At 44.0% G+C, this 18446-nt stretch carries 14 protein-coding genes and 2 pseudogenes; 14 read left to right on the top strand and 2 right to left on the bottom strand.

Annotation, left to right across the window (positions count from 1 at the left end):
• Positions 1-204: 204 nt before the first annotated feature.
• The 3 genes and pseudogenes from cysT to G7Y90_RS12075 all read left to right on the top strand — a co-directional run.
• Entirely contained in the window at positions 205-1026 is an 822-nt protein-coding gene (cysT, locus tag G7Y90_RS12065; protein WP_349773349.1) for a sulfate ABC transporter permease subunit CysT, read from the top strand.
• Complete coding sequence (cysW, locus tag G7Y90_RS12070; protein ID WP_250162468.1) at positions 1026-1979, top strand: sulfate ABC transporter permease subunit CysW; 954 nt, start codon at positions 1026-1028, stop codon at positions 1977-1979. Before cysT ends, cysW begins: the two co-directional genes overlap by 1 nt.
• Positions 1980-2089: 110 nt before the next feature.
• Positions 2090-2809, top strand: a pseudogene (locus G7Y90_RS12075) (sulfate/molybdate ABC transporter ATP-binding protein); the annotation flags it as partial.
• Positions 2810-2961: 152 nt separating this feature from the next.
• On the opposite strand, the gene G7Y90_RS12080 reads toward G7Y90_RS12075, so the two are convergent.
• A complete protein-coding gene (locus G7Y90_RS12080; protein ID WP_045456178.1) occupies positions 2962-3291 on the bottom strand; it encodes an ArsR/SmtB family transcription factor in 330 nt (109 codons plus the stop codon).
• A 377-nt stretch (positions 3292-3668) separates the two neighbouring features.
• On the opposite strand from G7Y90_RS12080, the gene G7Y90_RS12085 reads away from it, so the two are divergent.
• The 3 genes and pseudogenes from G7Y90_RS12085 to bfr (G7Y90_RS12095) all read left to right on the top strand — a co-directional run bounded on the left by G7Y90_RS12085 (position 3669) and on the right by bfr (G7Y90_RS12095) (position 5327).
• Positions 3669-3815, top strand: a complete 147-nt coding sequence (locus G7Y90_RS12085; RefSeq protein WP_502937356.1) for a (2Fe-2S)-binding protein — start codon at positions 3669-3671, stop codon at positions 3813-3815.
• A 479-nt stretch (positions 3816-4294) separates the two neighbouring features.
• A complete protein-coding gene (bfr, locus tag G7Y90_RS12090) occupies positions 4295-4783 on the top strand; it encodes a bacterioferritin (protein WP_045456174.1) in 489 nt (162 codons plus the stop codon).
• 66 nt (positions 4784-4849) lie between these two features.
• A pseudogene (bfr, locus tag G7Y90_RS12095) lies at positions 4850-5327 on the top strand (bacterioferritin).
• Between the two features lie 189 nt (positions 5328-5516).
• On the opposite strand, the gene G7Y90_RS12100 reads toward bfr (G7Y90_RS12095), so the two are convergent.
• Positions 5517-6893: a DHA2 family efflux MFS transporter permease subunit gene (locus G7Y90_RS12100; RefSeq protein ID WP_055125460.1), complete on the bottom strand. Its 1377-nt coding sequence runs from the start codon at positions 6891-6893 to the stop codon at positions 5517-5519.
• Positions 6894-7248: 355 nt separating this feature from the next.
• Between G7Y90_RS12100 and yghU the strand changes: the two genes are divergently transcribed.
• The 8 genes from yghU to capA all read left to right on the top strand — a co-directional run bounded on the left by yghU (position 7249) and on the right by capA (position 18435).
• Positions 7249-8103: a glutathione-dependent disulfide-bond oxidoreductase gene (gene yghU / locus G7Y90_RS12105; protein ID WP_201560865.1), complete on the top strand. Its 855-nt coding sequence runs from the start codon at positions 7249-7251 to the stop codon at positions 8101-8103.
• Positions 8104-8463: 360 nt separating this feature from the next.
• Positions 8464-8904, top strand: coding sequence for a DUF1176 domain-containing protein (locus tag G7Y90_RS18030; protein ID WP_284143736.1), 441 nt, complete (start codon positions 8464-8466; stop codon positions 8902-8904).
• Positions 8905-8926: 22 nt separating this feature from the next.
• Positions 8927-9733 (top strand): DUF1176 domain-containing protein, encoded by an 807-nt coding sequence (locus G7Y90_RS12110; RefSeq protein ID WP_284143873.1) that lies wholly within the window; start codon positions 8927-8929, stop codon positions 9731-9733.
• A gap of 583 nt (positions 9734-10316) precedes the next feature.
• Positions 10317-11984, top strand: coding sequence for a DEAD/DEAH box helicase CsdA (csdA, locus tag G7Y90_RS12115; RefSeq protein ID WP_201560864.1), 1668 nt, complete (start codon positions 10317-10319; stop codon positions 11982-11984).
• Between the two features lie 175 nt (positions 11985-12159).
• Positions 12160-13350, top strand: coding sequence for a DUF819 family protein (locus G7Y90_RS12120; RefSeq protein ID WP_250162469.1), 1191 nt, complete (start codon positions 12160-12162; stop codon positions 13348-13350).
• 352 nt (positions 13351-13702) lie between these two features.
• Positions 13703-14251, top strand: a complete 549-nt coding sequence (locus G7Y90_RS12125) for a peroxiredoxin-like family protein (protein WP_250162470.1) — start codon at positions 13703-13705, stop codon at positions 14249-14251.
• A 418-nt stretch (positions 14252-14669) separates the two neighbouring features.
• Positions 14670-16301 carry a hydantoinase B/oxoprolinase family protein gene (locus G7Y90_RS12130; RefSeq protein ID WP_201560862.1) on the top strand — a complete coding sequence of 544 codons (1632 nt, stop codon included), beginning with the start codon at positions 14670-14672 and terminating at the stop codon, positions 16299-16301.
• A gap of 49 nt (positions 16302-16350) precedes the next feature.
• Positions 16351-18435 carry a caprolactamase subunit alpha gene (gene capA / locus G7Y90_RS12135; RefSeq protein ID WP_250162471.1) on the top strand — a complete coding sequence of 695 codons (2085 nt, stop codon included), beginning with the start codon at positions 16351-16353 and terminating at the stop codon, positions 18433-18435.
• The last annotated feature ends 11 nt before the right edge of the window (positions 18436-18446 follow it).

The raw sequence follows: 18446 nt of genomic DNA on the forward strand, positions 1-18446 counted from the left end.
TGATAGCATGGTTTTATGGACGACATCATCGTTAAATGCTTTCTGTTAAGTGCTCTTTTTAAGTATCAATAGTGAAAACCCACGTGAAGCAATAACAATAAATAGTAATCATCGCTAAGTACGATTGGTTAGGCAATAGGACATCATTATGAGTGCAAAAACACTGCCAGCGAAGCCCCTGCAAAAAAAGGGTGGTTAACACGTTTGCGCCAACGCAATGTGCTGCCAGGGTTCGGCCTGAGCATGGGTATCACGGTCTTTAGCTTGTCGCTACTGGTGGTATTACCGTTTGCCATGATGGCCTACACCACGACTCAGATGGGTTGGACTGGATTCTGGGAGACGATTAGTCAGCCGCAAGTCACTGCTGCTATCAAGCTAAGCTTATGGATGTCATTTTTGGCGATGCTGACCAACATGGTGTTTGGCACATTGGTCGCTTGGGTACTCGTACGCTACGAGTTCTGGGGTAAGTCGTTGATTAATGCGCTAGTTGATTTACCATTTGCATTACCAACGGCGGTCACGGGCATTTCGCTTGCGACCCTTTATGCCCCTAATGGTTTGATTGGTCAGTGGTTTGATAAATTTGGCATTCAGGTCGCCTTTACACCTATAGGTATTTGGCTCGCCTTGGTTGTGGTCAGTTTCCCCTTTATTGTCCGTGCGGTACAGCCTGTACTCGCTGAGCTATCGGTCGAATTTGAAGAGGCAGCCGCGGTATTGGGCGCCAATCGTTTTACGACGTTTCGCAAAGTAATTTTGCCAGAGCTTTTGCCCGCTTTACTCATGGGTGCAGGCATGATGTTTGCTCGTGCCACTGGCGAGTACGGTTCGGTTATCTTTATCGCTGGCAATATCCCCATGCAATCAGAGATTTTACCGCTCATTATTAGTAAACTAGAGCAGTTTGATGTTCAAGGGGCTTCTGCGGTTGCATTATTTATGCTACTGATCTCATTTGTGATCTTATTGACCATTAACATTGTGCAGTGGAAACTGTCGCGCCGTGTAGGAGCTCGCTAATGCAAATATCTAATAGCTATGACTACCAGAGCAATGCAGCGACAAGATACGCATGGATACGCCTTACCTTTATCGTCATCGCAGTGCTCTTTATGGTCATCATGTTGGTCATTCCCTTGCTGGCTGTGTTCTATGAAGCCTTTAAAGGTGGCTGGCAGTTGTATATTGCCTCGTTGGTTGACCCAGAAGCCCTGCAAGCCATTAAGCTGACGTTAATTACCGCGGCTATCGTCTTGCCGATTAATATGGTGATGGGTATCGCAATTGCATGGTTAGTGACGCGCTATCAGTTTAAAGGTAAGCAGCTGGTCACCACCTTGCTTGATCTGCCATTTTCAGTATCACCCGTCGTTGCAGGTCTGATGTTTGTTTTACTATTCGGACTCAATTCCACCATTGGCGGCTGGCTTGAAAGCATGGGATTCCAAGTTATTTATGCGGTTCCAGGTATTGTATTGGCAACGCTGTTTGTTACTTTCCCTTTTGTAGCACGTGAGCTGATACCGCTGATGCAGACGCAAGGCGACTCTGAAGAGCAAGCGGCATTGACCTTGGGCGCAACTGGTTGGCAGACGTTTTGGCATGTGACATTACCCAATATCAAATGGGCACTACTTTATGGTTTGATTTTGACCAATGCGCGGGCAATGGGTGAGTTTGGGGCGGTGAGTGTGGTATCTGGTCATATTCGTGGCGAGACCAACACCATGCCACTACTGGTTGAGATTGCTTACAATGATTATAACTTTACCGCCGCTTTTGCCTTGTCAAGCCTACTTGCCGCGCTGGCGCTCGTGACGTTGCTTATTCAACAAGTCATGACTAAGCTACAAGAGCGCAAATTTGCCAAGTCCGAACGGCTGGCAAGTGTGCCTGAATTACTGGTAAGTGCCAACGCTACGAAGGCTACCAATACTACTGATGCAACAACCGCTGAAATTTCGGATAAGTAATACTATCTACACTTGGTCTGAAAGGGCTGGCATTAGATTTAATTTAATAATGTAAATGCGGTAACCAAAAAATCTGCCACCATAGCAAAGATATAATAAGAGAACCCATTATGAGCATCGAGATTCGCAACGTTAATAAAAAATTCGGTCAGTTTACCGCCTTAGATAATATCAATATCACCGTGCCGACTGGCAAGCTGACCACTTTACTGGGACCATCAGGCTGTGGCAAAACGACGTTGTTACGCATTATCGCCGGCTTAGAATATGCTGATTCAGGGCAGATATTGTTTGATGAGATGGATGTGACCAATACGCCAGTACAAAAGCGCCATATTGGCTTTATGTTTCAGCATTACGCATTGTTTCGTCATAAAAATATCGCCGATAATGTCGCCTTTGGACTGACCTTGTTACCAAAGAATGAGCGGCCAAGTAAGGCAGATATCAATAAGCGCGTTGCTGAGCTATTAGACTTGGTGCAGTTACCACAAGTTGCCAATGCTTATCCGCATCAATTATCAGGCGGTCAGCGTCAGCGGATTGCGCTGGCACGCGCCTTAGCAGTGAAGCCAAAATTATTGTTGCTCGATGAGCCTTTTGGTGCACTCGATGCCAAGGTACGTAAAGAGCTGCGCACGTGGTTAAAGAACATCCACCATGAGCTTGGTATTACCAGTATCATGGTCACTCACGATCAAGAAGAAGCCCGCGCCGTCTCAGATGAGATCGTGGTCATGAATCAAGGGCGGGTAGAGCAGGTAGGCACATCGGAGGAGCTGATACACCAACCAGCCAATGCGTTTATTAGTGATTTTTTAGATTTGGCATAGTAAAATTTGGTGCAGTTCTTCTATTATCACCCATAAAAAAAGACCTATTTATTGTAGGTCTTTTTTTATGGGTTAAAGCAGGTCTCAATTTCATTTGGTATCTAGCGTTATTGAGATCAAATGTTGATAGCAATAATGCTAGATAGTCATCATATCTCAGCAGGCTTGGACATATCGATATCTTTGCTAGATATTTGTTTATAAGTAATATCCAAAATCTCTTGGCACCATTCTGGCAAGTCGTCAGCGACTTCATACCACATCCACGTACCGTCGCGAACACAGCTTAAAATGCCGAGTTTCTTTAAATGGTTCAAATGACGCGATATTGTTGGCTGTGGTTGATCTAGTATTTCTACCAACTCACCAACACAGCGCGATTCTTTGTTAAATAGAATTTGAAATATTTTTAAGCGCGTCGGGTCAGATAAGACTTTAAATAACTCGATAGGTCGTATCGTAAAATTATTATCAGACATAGAACAATTCCAATTGGGCTTTGTTAATAGGGGTTCAATATAACAGCAGTTATCTACAAATCGATTAAAAAATGGGCTAAATTACAGTTCGTCGTTAATTTACTACCTTTCATCATATTCGGTTACACGCACGCTTATATTCACTTACATCAATTAACTGCGTGCAATATAACTCTACTTTGATGACTGTACTTTTATACCAATAATATATCAAATGCTATTGCAAATGATAATAGTTATCGTTATTATACATCAAGCCATAAAAATGACCGTGAATATCAAGACAAACACTCTAATCACCATTTTTATCATCAATGCACTAAATTTATGAGCAATAAAAGCAGTTACCGAATAGCGGTATTCAGAGGAGCCAGACCATGTACGTATGCATCTGTAATGACGTAAAAGAAAAGCAAATCAAAGCAGCCATTGCTTCAGGTATCGATACCCTTGACGGTCTAAAAGATACCCTCGATGTTGCGACTTGCTGTGGCTGCTGCGAACGATGGTTAACGATTACCTAGATGAGCATCATGCGAGACTCGATGTCTTGGCTTACGCTGTCTAAGCGTTATCAAACCAGAGATTTACTACCCAGCTGTTCATCACCCATTACACCAATATCACTAGTACGCCTCGATACCACATACATTCAATATTCCGCACTTATCCTTTGGTCATTATACATAAAGGGTAAGTTGCGAGCGTCCATATAACTTTACTCATACACCTACTACAATGATATTGAGCATCATTAGCAGCCATTGTTGCGATAAATCAGTGATTACTAAAGCTAGCTAATTATGATTCTCAATTAGCATCTTATTCTTAGTTCATAACATTACAAGCTGTATAGCGCCTATATGCTACTATATCTGTCTCACGTTGTAAGACGTTTTGTTGATTTTGATCTTTACTGATCAGTTTACCAATAGTACTATCCTTATATGGATAATTATGAATGTACGGTGATCTGTAAAATATAAATAGGGGAGTATAGGTTATGATAGGTAGCCCAAAAGTCATTGATTATTTGAATTTTTTGTTAGGCGGTGAGCTTGCTGCCCGTGACCAGTATTTTATTCACTCAGAAATGTATGCTGAGTGGCATTATGGCAAATTGTACGACCGTATCCATCATGAGATGGCAGATGAGACGCTACATGCCCAATCTATTATTCGCCGTATCCTAATGCTGAGCGGCACGCCGAAAATGACGGTAAATGCCATCAATATCGGCGCGACAGTTCCTGAAATGCTGCAACTTGACCTTGAGCTAGAGTATCAAGTACAACAGCACTTAAAAGACGGTATTGCTCTCTGTGAAGCAGAGCGCGATTATGTCACGCGTGAGATGTTGGTAGAACAACTAAAAGACACTGAAGAAGATCATGCGCATTGGCTTGAGCAACAGTTGCGCTTAATTGATATGATTAGTCTGCCCAATTATCTGCAAAGCCAAATGGCTGAAGTCACTCCCAATCTTGTTTAATGTCACGAAGATATGAACAATAACCATAGTATTTAGCATAAATAACGGCATGAAAGGGAAGAGATAATGAAAGGGGATAAAGAGTTATTCGCGCTTTAAATAAAGTGCTCGGACAGTCATTGATTGCCATCAACCAGTACTTTTTACATGCGCGCATTGCGCGCCATTGGGGATTAGAAGCCCTCAATGAGAGTTTCTATAAACAATCCATCGCTGAGATGAAATGGTCTGATGAGCTGATTGCCCGGATTTTATTGCTAGGCGTTTACCAAACTTGCAAGATTACGGCAAGATGTTCATCGGTGAAGATGTGCCAGAGATTATCGAATGCAACTTGCGCCTAGAAAAACAAAAATTCGAGATCATTACCGATGCCATTACTCTATGTGAAACAAAGTCTGACTATGTGTCACGCCAGCTATTGGTGACGCTAAAAGATGGTAATGAAGAGTATCAAGACTGGTTAGAGACTCAAGAAGACTTGATCGAAAGCATTGGGGTTGAGCGCTATATCCAATCACAAATGGATGATGACGCGCCTTAATGGTTCATTGTTGATGCAATGAGCCGTAATATGCTCTAAAAATGCCAGCGTGTCTTGTGGTTTATAATCACTCACATGCTGGCATTTTTGTCTCATATTTGACAACGCGTGCTATCTGCACTGCTGACAAAATCAACGCTTAATCAATATTTTTTCAAACTCTTTATTCAAAATCCAAATATCAGCGGCTCAGTATAAGCCGCGTCCATCTTCGGGCTTAAGTCGTAAGAAGTAAAGCCCCGAGAGAATGGTCAAGACCCCAAGTATCCAATAGGTGGTTTGAAACGCTGTCAGCGTATCCATTTGTAGCCTTTCACGTAACAGCGTCAGTACCGCTGCCCCAAAAGCAATACCGAAACTAATCGCTAACTGCTGATTGACCGCCATCAAGCTATTGCCGCTACTGGTTTGAGCGCCTTGCAAATCACCAATAGTAATCGTATTCATCGCGCTGAATTGCATAGAATTACAAGCGCCCATTATGGTCAAAATAGGGATAAACCATAACCACTGTGAGGCATCGGTAAACTGTGCCAACACAATAATGAGCGTGCCCATCAAAAACGTGTTGAAGACCAGCACTTTGCGATAAGTATAACGCTGAATAATTTTACTGACCCATGGTTTAATCCCGATAGCACCGACCGCGATGGGCGCGAGTAGCCAACCTGCCTGCGACGGTGAGTATTCAAACACCACTTGCAGCAACAGCGGCAGCAAAAACGGTACGGCGCTAATACCTAAGCGCGTGAATAGGTTACCAGTGATGCCAATACGAAAGGTGCGAATGTCAAACAAACTCAAGGGGAACAACGGTGCTTGACGACGCTTGGCGTGCCAGATATAAGCGCCTATCAATAAACTGGCCACCAAACTAAGCAACAACCCATAAAACCCTCGACCAGTCTGTGAGCCGAACTCTACAGCAAGCGTAAACCCACAAGCCGCTGCCGCAAACAATAAAAATCCTGTCCAATCAAGCCGCTTGGTATCCTCAAATAGTGCCGGAACCAGTTTTTTGCCCATGATAAAGCCAAAAATACCCATCGGTATATTGATCAAAAATATCCAATGCCAACTGGTATATTGTACGATATAGCCACCTAAGACCGGTCCTACTAGCGGTGCTACCAAAGCAGGAATTACCGCAAAGTTCATAACGGTCAGCAGCTTATTGCGTGGGTAGGATTTGACCAATATTAAGCGAGCCACAGGCGTCATCATCGCCCCGCCAATGCCTTGTATAACCCGTGAGCCAATCAAAAAATCCAACGTTGGTGACGCAGCACATAGCAGTGAGCCAATACAAAAGATAATAATCGCTGCCAAAAATACTCGGCGCGTGCCGTATTTATCCGCCAAAAAACCACTGATGGGAATAAATATGGCCAAAGTTAGCGCATAACTGATCACCGCCCACTGCATTTTTAATGGAGACTCACCCAGCGCCTGTGCCATCTGCGGTAATGACGTATTTAATATAGTGGCATCCAAAATTTGCATAAATAGCGCCACCGCTAGCACATAGGGCAAGTATTTATCTTGTGTCGGGGTTAGCGTTACCATGTAAATCTCATTAGATATCCCATCATAAAATGAACAAAATAGTCTATTGACGACTAATTCGCTATACCAACCGAGTAGTATAAGAAAGACTCAATCATAATAAAAGGGAATCAAAGTAACGGCTGGCGGTTGAGGTTATAGAATTCTGTGTTTAGAGATAATAATATTAACACTGCTTACAAGAGAGGGCTTTAATATCAGGGTTAGTTATCGTTATAGTAAACCCTCGCTAACGACTTAAGCCAACAGATATGCAGTATAGTTAATTTCATCTCAATCATATGAGATTGGATTGACTACCGACGATATAAGTAGAAGCATCAACAATACGATAAAGATAAATTGAGGATATATTATGAGTCAGGAAAATAACAAAGGTTGCAATCATACCGATGGGCAAAACGATAAATATGTACCACCAAAGGTTTGGACGCAGGACAAAGAAAACGGTGGTAAGTTTGCTAGTATCAATCGCCCAACAGCGGGTGCGCGCTATGAGAAAGCGCTGCCAGTAGGCGCTGCGCCATTACAGCTGTACTCGTTGAATACGCCAAATGGCGTCAAGGTTAATATCCTGTTAGAAGAGCTTGCCGAGATTGGTGTTAAAGGTGCTGAATATGATGCCTATAAAATTGATATCTCTCAAGGAGAGCAGTTTGGTTCTGGCTTTGTAGCCATAAACCCTAACTCAAAAATTCCAGCCTTGGTTGATCATTCTGCCGATATAGCTGGCGAGCCGATAGCACTTTTTGAGTCTGGTGCTATCTTGATGTATCTGGCAGAAAAATTTGACCAATTTATGCCTTTGTCACTTGGCAAAGCACGGGCAGAGTGTTTGTCTTGGGTCATGTGGCAGATGGGCAGTGCGCCTTTCTTAGGTGGCGGCTTCGGACATTTTTATGCTTATGCACCTGAACCGCTAGAGTACCCGATCAACCGCTATACTATGGAAACCAAACGCCAGCTCGATGTGCTGGATACCCATCTAAAAGACAGCACATATATGTGTGGCGACAACGAAGCCGATTATAACATTGCGGATATGATTATTTGGGCATGGTATGGACAATTGGTGCTTGGAAAGCTCTATGATGCCGCCGAGTTCCTGCAAGTTGATGACTACAAGCATGTGAAGCGCTGGGCACAGGCAATTGCTGAACGTCCAGCTGTTAAGCGTGCCGTAGACCTGTCATTAAAGCCTATTGACTAAACCTATCGATAAGAGACGCATTAATAAAATCAAGGCTGATAAGCAAATAGCCTATCAGCCTTGATTTTATCCGACATCTTGCTATTCTATATTCATATATGGTTATATTAAAATAGAGATATACTTACCTGTTTACACAATGATACATTAGTACAACAGATAGAAACCTTAGTACGTTAAGATAGCTTGAGTACCTCAAGCATAACATCTTAATGAGCGGGTATCTATAGTGCTTATTTGATTGGTTTAATATTACTGGGACACCAGCAAGGCGAATAGAGCCACTTATTATAATAGACTGAGTAAATCAGACAGAATATCTGATTGAAATAAGATTGACTATATTGATGGATAATGATTATGAAGGATGATAACCGTAAACGGATCAACTTCTCACGACAGGCGATGGCTAGCGAATTAAAAGTTATCAATACCAAACTCAGCGCCATTTATAACGATCAACAGATAGATGCTGATCGATACTCAATATTGCAATACAAAGCCAACTTAACCACCCATCCTAAAAAAATAAAAAAGATACTCTTATTGATGATAAAAAATAAAATACGATTACCTATGTTTGCTGCTATCAGCGCAGCTTTATTTAGTACAGCGACGATGGCCAGCAATGGCGTTGAATTTACCAATCAAGACTGGCAGGTAGTCTGCGACAATACCCGTACGTGCCGGCTGGCAGGCTATCAAGCAGAAAACAATAGCGAATTCCCTATATCGGTATTGCTCATACGCCGTGCAGGTGCAAATGCTGGTGTGGATGGCAAGGTAAAGGGGCGGTGCTAAAGAAAGCTCATCTAAAGCCTTGATGCAACTTGGCAATCGTCATCGTATATCATTGTTCATCAATGGTAGAGACTATGGCGAAACCAAGCCTTTTTCAACTGCAGCAGGTAATGCTGACCTGACCCCAACACAAGTCACAGCGCTACTAGAAGCACTGACTAAGTCAAGCAAAATTGAGCTAGTGCTACGTAACTCACGCTGGCAACTGTCTGATAAAGGGGCTAGTGCCGTCATGCTCAAAGCAGATGAAGCCCAAGGTCGAGTAGGGACGTCATCTGCCTTTATCAATACTGATGGTGCCGCCAAATCAAATAGCACTGTATTGTCACTCAAGTCAGCACCAAAACTTCGCTTTGTGGCGCCCAATCCGAAAGCCGTCGCTAGTAACAATAGAAAGTTTGTGATGAAATCGTCGCAACTAGCGGCGCTGATGAAAAGTACGATGAAAGATGCGGATAGTGACTGTCCCAATCTATCAGACAAATCACCATGGCGTGTGAGCCGACTGAACGGCTCACAGCTGTTGGCACAACATGATTGCTGGACGGGCGCTTATAATACTGGTGCAGGCATCTGGGTCATCAATGACAGTAAACCTTATAAACCGACATTGATAACCACCAACGCCACTGGCTATGATAAGGGTAAAATCACTTCCGTACAAAAAGGTCGCGGCATCGGTGATTGTTTAACCAAGACTGATTGGATATGGACAGGTAAGGCATTTGAAAAAAGTCATGAAAGTACTACAGGGCTTTGCCGTATGATTGAAGCGGGCGGTGCGTGGCAGCTGCCGACGTATGTCACCGAAGTTAAAATGGTGCGATAGCCGCCAATAATACTGCTGATTGTCTTATTACTCAGCATATTGAATGCGTACATCTATAAGTAATTTTGCTCTATTTACCGAGAAATTTAATAAATAGCTACATATAATATTTTATTGTGCTATACTGCGTCGCCACGTTAGCTTAGGCTTTCGTGAATTATGAGATTGATAACATCGCCTGCGATTTTGGGTCTAGGATGACCATAAGTAATTGTTGCCGATGATTTTGTGTACTTAAATAACCTGTAATGAAAATAGCAGTTATTTTTGACTCATATCTTATCTACCGAACCATAAATGTGGTTTAAATTGGTTGCTATTCGCGATTATTTGCTTTGGACAAAGCATTAATAATACGCTTATATCAAACAAGGATGAGACACTCGGCACTACCACCAAAATACGTCAGACAGCACGAACGCATTTATTGTAGAGGCTCTAAGCTTTATTGGCTTGGCTTCTGATTATCGACACTTACATGTGGTCCGGTAATTCTTTAATAAAGGCAGCGTGGTGAACGGTTATCAGTGGTATGCATCAAGCTTGCTGAATTTACAGCAACTTATACTTACCAAGGATTCTCATGACTGATATTTTATCTGCAATCGCCGCTGAAAACGGCATCATCGAAAACACTGATACTCCAAATACTGATACTAATAATCAAGCGGCTACTCCTGACGCGACTGATGAAGATCAAATTACCTTTGCTGAACTAGACATTGCCAAGCCGATTTTGACCGCGCTTGATCGCAGTGGTTATACCAATCCAACACCTATTCAAGCACAAGCGATTCCTTTTGCTCTAGCAGGTCGTGACTTACTATTGTCTGCGCAAACCGGTAGTGGTAAAACAGCGGCATTCGTTATCCCTGTACTTGACCGTTTAAGCCGTGCCACTAGCTTTGATAAACTAACTAAAGCCCTTATCTTAACGCCAACGCGTGAACTTGCTCAGCAAGTACATGATAGCGTACGTACTTATTCTAAAGACATGCGTGGTCTATTCTGCGTACCTTTAGTTGGCGGCGCACCATACAATGGTCAGATCACTGCGTTGAAAAAAGGCGTTCAAGTTATCGTTGCGACCCCAGGTCGTCTACTTGACCATATCAATGCTGGTCGTGTTGACTTATCAAGCCTAGAAATTTTGGTACTTGATGAAGCTGACCGTATGCTAGACATGGGTTTTGCTGATGATATCAGTGACATCCTTCGTGCTGCACCAATTGATCGTCAAACGATTATGTGTTCTGCAACTTGGGATGGCCCAGTAGGTAAAATCGCTGCCAGCTTCACTAAGAACCCTGAGCGTGTATCAATCAAAGTAGAATCTGCACACATCGAAGAAAAAGTGTACTACTGTGATGATTTTGATCACAAAAACCGCTTACTTGACAAAATCGTTTGCCAGCAAGATATGGAACAGATCATTATCTTTGCTGCCACCAAACGTAGCACTGAAAAACTGGCTAAACAACTACAAGAAGCGGGTCATAAAGCCAGCTTCCTACATGGTGATTTGCCACAAAGCAAGCGTAACCGTATCGTTCAAGACTTGCGTAATGGCAAGGTCAAAATCCTAGTAGCGACTGACGTTGCCGCTCGTGGTCTAGATATCCCAGCTATCTCGCACGTTATTAACTATGACTTGCCGCGTCAAACAGAAGATTACGTCCATCGTATCGGTCGCTGTGGTCGTGCTGGTCGTACTGGTATCGCTATCAGCTTGTGTAGCATGGATGATCGTCCACAGCTAAACGCTATCAATCGTTACTTAGATCGCAAAATGGAAGTATGTATCATCGAAGGCATGGAGCCTAAGAAGACTTATGTACCTAGCGAAAACAAAGGTAATGGTCGTGGTCGTGGCCGTGGTCGTTCAAACGGCGGCGGTGGTAATGGTCAAGGCCGTGGTCGCGCGGGTGGTGGCTATCAAGGTAATCCTGCTAATGCTCGCGGTCGCTCAAGTGACAGCTCATCAACTGGTCAACGCGCTAGCAATGACAGCGGTTATCAAGGTAAGCCACGTGACACGTCAGGCAAACCAAACGAGCGTTCAGGTGGCAAGCCGTATCAAGGCAAGCGCACTGGTGCTCCTAGCCGCGGCGATAGCACTGGCGTTCCACGTGGTGAGCGTGCTGCAACAGGTCGTGGTCGTCCAAGTGGCAGCCAAGGTCGCCCAGCAGGTCGTTCTGACAGCCGTGGCCAAGGTCGTCCAAACGGCGGCAACCGTGGTAACAACTCGTAATACTGTTATATTTGGTGATTAAAGTTATTAATTGCTTGATCGCCTAAAGATAGCACTAAAAAGCCAGATACTCGTTATCTGGCTTTTTTGTGTTTATTCGATCGCTGCTTGCGCGTTTTTTTCGCCTTGTCTATACTAACAAGCTTTTATTCATCGTGTGCTGCGGAGCTATTTGATGCCCGATATTTCTCATTTAACCATTGATAGCCTGCCATTGGCCTTTGGCATCATTATGGCCATTATCGGTTTGGTTTTTTATACCCAAGGATTACCCGGTAAATTCTGGCAGCGCTTTTATGCGGTATTGCCAGGTATCGTGCTGTGCTGCTTTATACCTGCAACGCTTAATAGTTTAGGCGTCTTCGCTGACGGTATTGGCTCACAGATTTATGGCTTTACTGCCACTTATCTGTTGCCAGCAAGTTTGCTGTTAATGACCTTGTCGATGGATGTACCAAAGATATTGGGGCTAGGCTGGAAAGCCATCGCCATGTTTTTCGCCGCCAGTATCGCGATTATTATCAGTGGTCCAATAAGCTTGGGTGTCGCTACATGGATATCGCCTGAGATGTTTACCGATGACACGCTATGGCGTGGGTTTTCGGCGGTGGCGGGTAGTTGGATCGGCGGCGCGGCAAATCAAGCAGCGATGAAGGAATTGTTTGGCGTCAGTGATGATTTATTTGGGATGATGATTTTGGTCGATACCACCAATGCTTCATTATGGTTATTGGCTATCTTGGTATTGGCGAAGCATAGCGATAAGATAGATAGGCTATTGAGGGCAGACACCAGTAGTATTGATAAAGTGATTAAGGCGGTTGAGAATTATGAGCGTGACAATGCTCGTCCAGCAACTTTAAATGACTTGATGGTGATGTTTGGCTTATGCTTTGCTATGGTGGGTGTCGCACACTTTGTTGGTGGGCAAATTGCAGGGTTTTTTGCACCCTATAGCTGGGCAGTACAATATAGCTTTGCCAGCTCGTTCTTTTGGATGGTTGTGATTATAACCTTGATAGGGGTAATTTTTTCCTTTACCAAGATACGTCGCCTTGATCATGTGGGCGCTTCCAAAATTGGTACGGTATTTATCTTTATCTTGATTGCTGCCATTGGTATGCAAATCAATCTTGCGGGTATCGTCTCGCAGTGGCGACTGCTCCTTATTGGTTTATTATGGATGAGCATTCACGTTGTCATTATCTTTGCTGTGGCTAGAATGATCCGTGCGCCGTTTTTCTTTTTGGCAGTCGGCTCCAATGCCAATACTGGCGGTGCATCATCAGCACCCATTGTCGCAACTGCGTTTCACCCATCACTAGCGCCAGTTGGGGGTTTTTGGGCATTCTGGGCTATGCGGTAGGCACTTTCGGTGGCTATATTAGTACCCAATTGATGCGCTTGGTAGTAGGGTGAGCTCGAATATAATGCTCAGCATTGGTAACGCCAGACGCTTCTGTCATAACGCTAACTAGTCTGCGCTGTTAATTGCCAGCATATTCATATGAGTCGGACTGGTTAGTATTAGTTGATAAACAACTATGTTGACCCATCATATATCTACAGAGATAAAAACTTTCAATTTATACCAAGTTAATAACAAAAAGCCGACTTCACCGTCGGCTTTTTACTTGTAGTATCAATACACACCAAATTGAGCAAACACTCAAATTTGATATTAAATATTTTTAACTCAAAACTATAAGGACGAAACAATGCAAGCAAACTACAACCCAAAAATCATTGCTGGTGCAACATTCCCCAATATCGAAGTACCCACTTATAATGGTGACATGACGTTATTGGGCAAGCCCGAAAATGGTCATGACTGGAAAATGGTGGTTGTTTACCGAGGTCAACACTGTCCCATTTGCACCAAATACCTCAATCAGTTAGAAACATTAAAATCAGCATTTAATGAAACGGGTGTCGACGTAATCGCTGTTTCAGGTGACAGCAAAGAGCAGGTAGAAAGTCATTTGGAAAAAATAAATGTGAGCTTTCCTATCGCCTATGATCTGACCGTTGAACAAATGAAAATGCTGGGTCTTTATATCTCCAACCCACGTTCAGAGAAAGAAACCGATCATCCATTTGCAGAGCCCGGCTTGTTTGTTATCAATACAGAAGGGGAGATTCAGATTGTAGATATCTCCAACGCTCCTTTTACTAGACCTGAGCTGGAAGCCTTGGCAAATGGTCTAGCCTTTATCAGAAATCCAGAAAACAACTATCCTATTCGTGGTACACACGATTATGCTTAAGACTGTATTATTGACGACGGCATTTTTTCTTGATGTCAGACATTTAATACGCTTAAGTGTGGCTGTAAACTTAAAACTAAACTAATAAATAGTCAAAGACGTAAATTCATAGGGCAGTGCATCATAACCGATGCATTGTCTTTTTTATTGCAAACGCTCTTTATTGTTAACATTCTCTCCAAAAGCTGAAATCACAAACCTTATTTATACAGGTGTGCACTCACAGTCAAAAACTCTGCACTGTCAGCCAATTAATTTACCAAAAACCTCGCTATAGTAAAAAAGCTTCGTCATTAGGATGAATGACAGCCATATAAAGAATGAGTGTAATTGTTAAGTATTGACGGCCACATTGGGCGCTATATTTTACAGAGCCACTCATATCTTCTGATATAAATTTCTAGACAAGGAGTCTCACATGAGCAACGCTCACACTTCAATTGATCCTATTACCTTGTCCGTCGTACGTGGTGCCTTAGAAACGGCACAGCGCGAAATGACGACAACCCTAGAAAAAACCGCACGCTCTAGCGTCTTCAACTTAGCTCATGATTATAGTAATGCTTTGTTTGATCATCTGCCTGAGATGATTTTACAGGGTCAGGATATTCCTATTCATCTAGGCTCACTCATGCCAGCCATGAAAGCTGTTGCCGAATATTATGGTGATGACATTCATGAAGGCGACGTTATTTATCACAACGATCCCGTGATGATGGGCAGTCATATCCTAGATTGCTGTATGTATAAGCCAGTGTTTTATAAAGGCGAGTTGGTATTTTGGACAGTATGCAAAGGTCACGTCACTGATATCGGTGGTCCCGTGCCGGCAGGATATAATCCAGACGCTAAAGAAATATACGCCGAAGGGTTGCGCATTCCGCCTATCAAAATATGGGAAAAAGGTGTTCGACGTTGTGATGTCATTAATTTAATTCATAGTAATATGCGTTCTCGTCGTAACCAAGAAGGCGATCTTAATGCTCAATATGGTGCTTGTGCCGTCGGCGAGCGTAACATGATTGCGCTGCTAGATAAGTATGGGGTAGAGACCGTCCGTGCGGCGATTGAAGAGCTAAAGAATATGGCTGATACCCATATGCGCTCATTGATCTCATCTATCCCAGATGGTCAGTATCATGGCGAAGCAGTATTAGAAGACTCGGGTCACGGTTTAGGTGATTTGACCATTAGCGCTGATATTGAGATTAAAGACAGTGATGTACATATCAAGATTACCAGTCCACCGCAAGTACCTTACTTCATTAACTCCTATGCAGGCAACTCGATGTCTGGTGTACTGCTAGGGCTGATGATGTTTGCCCAAGTAGATCCGCCGTACAACGAAGGTTTATACCGCTGTGTCACAGTAGACTTGGGTGAGCATGGCACGCTATGTAATGCCAAAGAGCCTGCCCCTCATGTCAACTGTACCACCACGCCGATGGAAACCTTGACCGATGCCGTGCGTATGGCATTTGAAGATGCCGCGCCAGATCGTGTGATTGCTTCCTGGGGTCATGCCTCAGGTATCAACATCTCAGGTATTGACCCAAAAACAGGGGAACAATACGTCACTATGATTTTGGCCTCTATTATCTCTGGTGCTGGCGCGACTCAGCAAATGGACGGCTGGCATGCTTGCGGTACCGTATGGGAAGTTGAGCCGTTAGGTCATGAGATGACGGTAGTAGCGTTTGGAGAAGGTCGTGAGCATCCGACAATGGGCGCTGCAGGCGCAGAACAAATATCACCTGAGCTTAAGTTAGGCCGACTAGAGATTATCTATAAGGATGGCGTCACTGATCTGCATAAGCAAAACATAATAACTGAAATTCAACCGGGTGACCGTGCGCGTAATACCAATCCAGGCGGTGGCGGCTATGGCAGCTCGTTTGTACGGTCTGTACCCGCAGTATTAAAAGATGTAGAAGAAAGAGTCATATCAGTAGCAGCGGCTAAGACTGAGTACGGTGTGGTTATTGACCCACAAACGCTGGCGGTCAATGAAGCAGAGACGGATGCTTTACGTCGTAAGCTGACGGCATAAAACCCAAAACTAGCTGATGATATTACATAATTTGAGTTAAGGATGACTTATGAAAAATGATTTCCGAATTGGCGTCGATGCTGGCGGGACGTTTACTGACTTTGTTTTGGCCGAAAAAAGTGGTGATGTTCATCTATTTAAAGCGCCATCTACCCCTGAGGATGGCACCCTGGCTATCGCTAATGGTTTACAGCAAATCGCCACGCAGTTTGACCGTCCTATTGAAGAGATTATTCAAGCCTGCGACCTATGCATCAACGGTACGACCGTCGCGCTAAACGCCTTGATTCAGATGAAAGGGGTGAAGGTCGGGCTATTATGTACGGCAGGCCATGAAGACAGTATCGAGATACGTTTAGGGCATAAAGAAGAAGGGCACCGCTATGATGCTAGCTACCCGCCAGCGCCACAAATTGCCACGCGTGACCGCCGCTTCCCTATCCGTGGTCGTATTTTAGCTGATGGTACTGAGCACGAACCGCTAAACGAGCAAGACGTACTCGATGCAATCAAATCACTTAAGGAAAAAGACGTGCAGGCCGTTGCTATCTCCTTCGTCTGGTCTATTCGTAATACTCGGCATGAGCAGCGCGCCAAAGAGCTTGTTGAACAGCATATGCCAGGGGTATTCGTCTGCTGTGGTAGTGACGTATATCCACAGATTAAGGAATACACCCGTACCTCAACGACCCTAGTAAATGCTTATTTAAGCCCAGTTATGGCATCTTATGTCCATAAGATTGACGACTACTTTAAGGCGTTAGGCGCTGAGCAGCCCGTACGTTATTTCCAGTCTAATGGCGGGCTTGCAGTTGGTAGTATCATGCGAGAGCGTGCGGTAAATGCCATTAACTCGGGGCCAGCATCTGCACCACAAGCGGGTCTGTATATTGCTAACCCTTTTGGAATTGACGATATTATCACGGTCGACATGGGCGGTACTTCTTTTGACATCACCATGGCGAAGGCAGGCAGAACCAGCCTCAACCGCGATATTGATTTCTTACGTAATCGTATTGGCGTACCTATGATTCATGTAGAAACATTAGGGGCGGGCGGTGGCTCTATTGGGCATGTTAATACTTTTGGTATGCTAGAGGTCGGTCCTCAGAGTGCTGGCGCGACGCCTGGACCAGCATGCTATGGTAAAGGTGGTGACTTGCCAACCGTCACAGATGCAAACTTAGTATTGGGCTATCTACAGCCAAATGCGGTGTTAGGTGGCAGTGTGACCTTAGACAAAGACAAAGCGGTACAAGCGGTGCAAACACACATCGCTGATCCGCTAAACATCGAGTTAGATCACGCCGCATTTGGTATCAGTGCTATCGTTAATCAAAACATGTCTAATGCCATTCGCCGTATTACTATCGAAAAAGGCTATGACCCTCGGGATTTTGCGCTAGTCTGCGCAGGCGGAGCAGCTGGCATGCATATTATTGCTCTGGCTGAGGAGATGGGTATTGGAACTATTTTAATACCCAAAATCGCATCCTGTCTCTGTGCCTTTGGTCAGATTATCTCTGATATCAAGTATAACTACTTAGCGACACAAATGATGATTCTCGCACCAGATGTAGAATTGCAATCACTCAATGCTAAGCTACAAGAGCTTGAGGAGCAGGGTGTACAAAAACTGCTAGAAGATGGCTTTACAGATGAAGATATCACCATCGAACGTACCATGGAGATGCGCTATGTTGGTCAGGTGCATGAATGTAACGTGCTGATACCGAATGGTAAGCTCGATGCTGATAGCGTCAGCACCATTATTTTAGAATTGTTCCATCATCGCCATCGTGAACTTTATACTTATGATGAGCGTGATAGTCACGTCGAGCTGGTCAACATTGAGGTATCAGTAATTGGTAAAATAAGTAAGCCAAAACTACCGAGCCTTGTGCCGCAGGAAGGGGATATCAGTAATGCTAAAACGGGTAGCCGCGAGATGCTGTTTGATCAGTCCTATGACTGGATTGATACGCCTATCTATGACGGTGAGAAATTCGGTGCTGGTGCATTGGTCACAGGCCCTGCGCTTATCCAAGAGCCAACCACTACTGTGGTCATTAAAAATGGCTGGCAAGCAGAGCTGCATGAGACTGGAACTTATAAGCTGACTCGAGCAGCATAAAGCAAGTCTAT

Source organism: Psychrobacter sp. WY6, from assembly GCF_018448495.1.
Lineage (GTDB): Bacteria > Pseudomonadota > Gammaproteobacteria > Pseudomonadales > Moraxellaceae > Psychrobacter.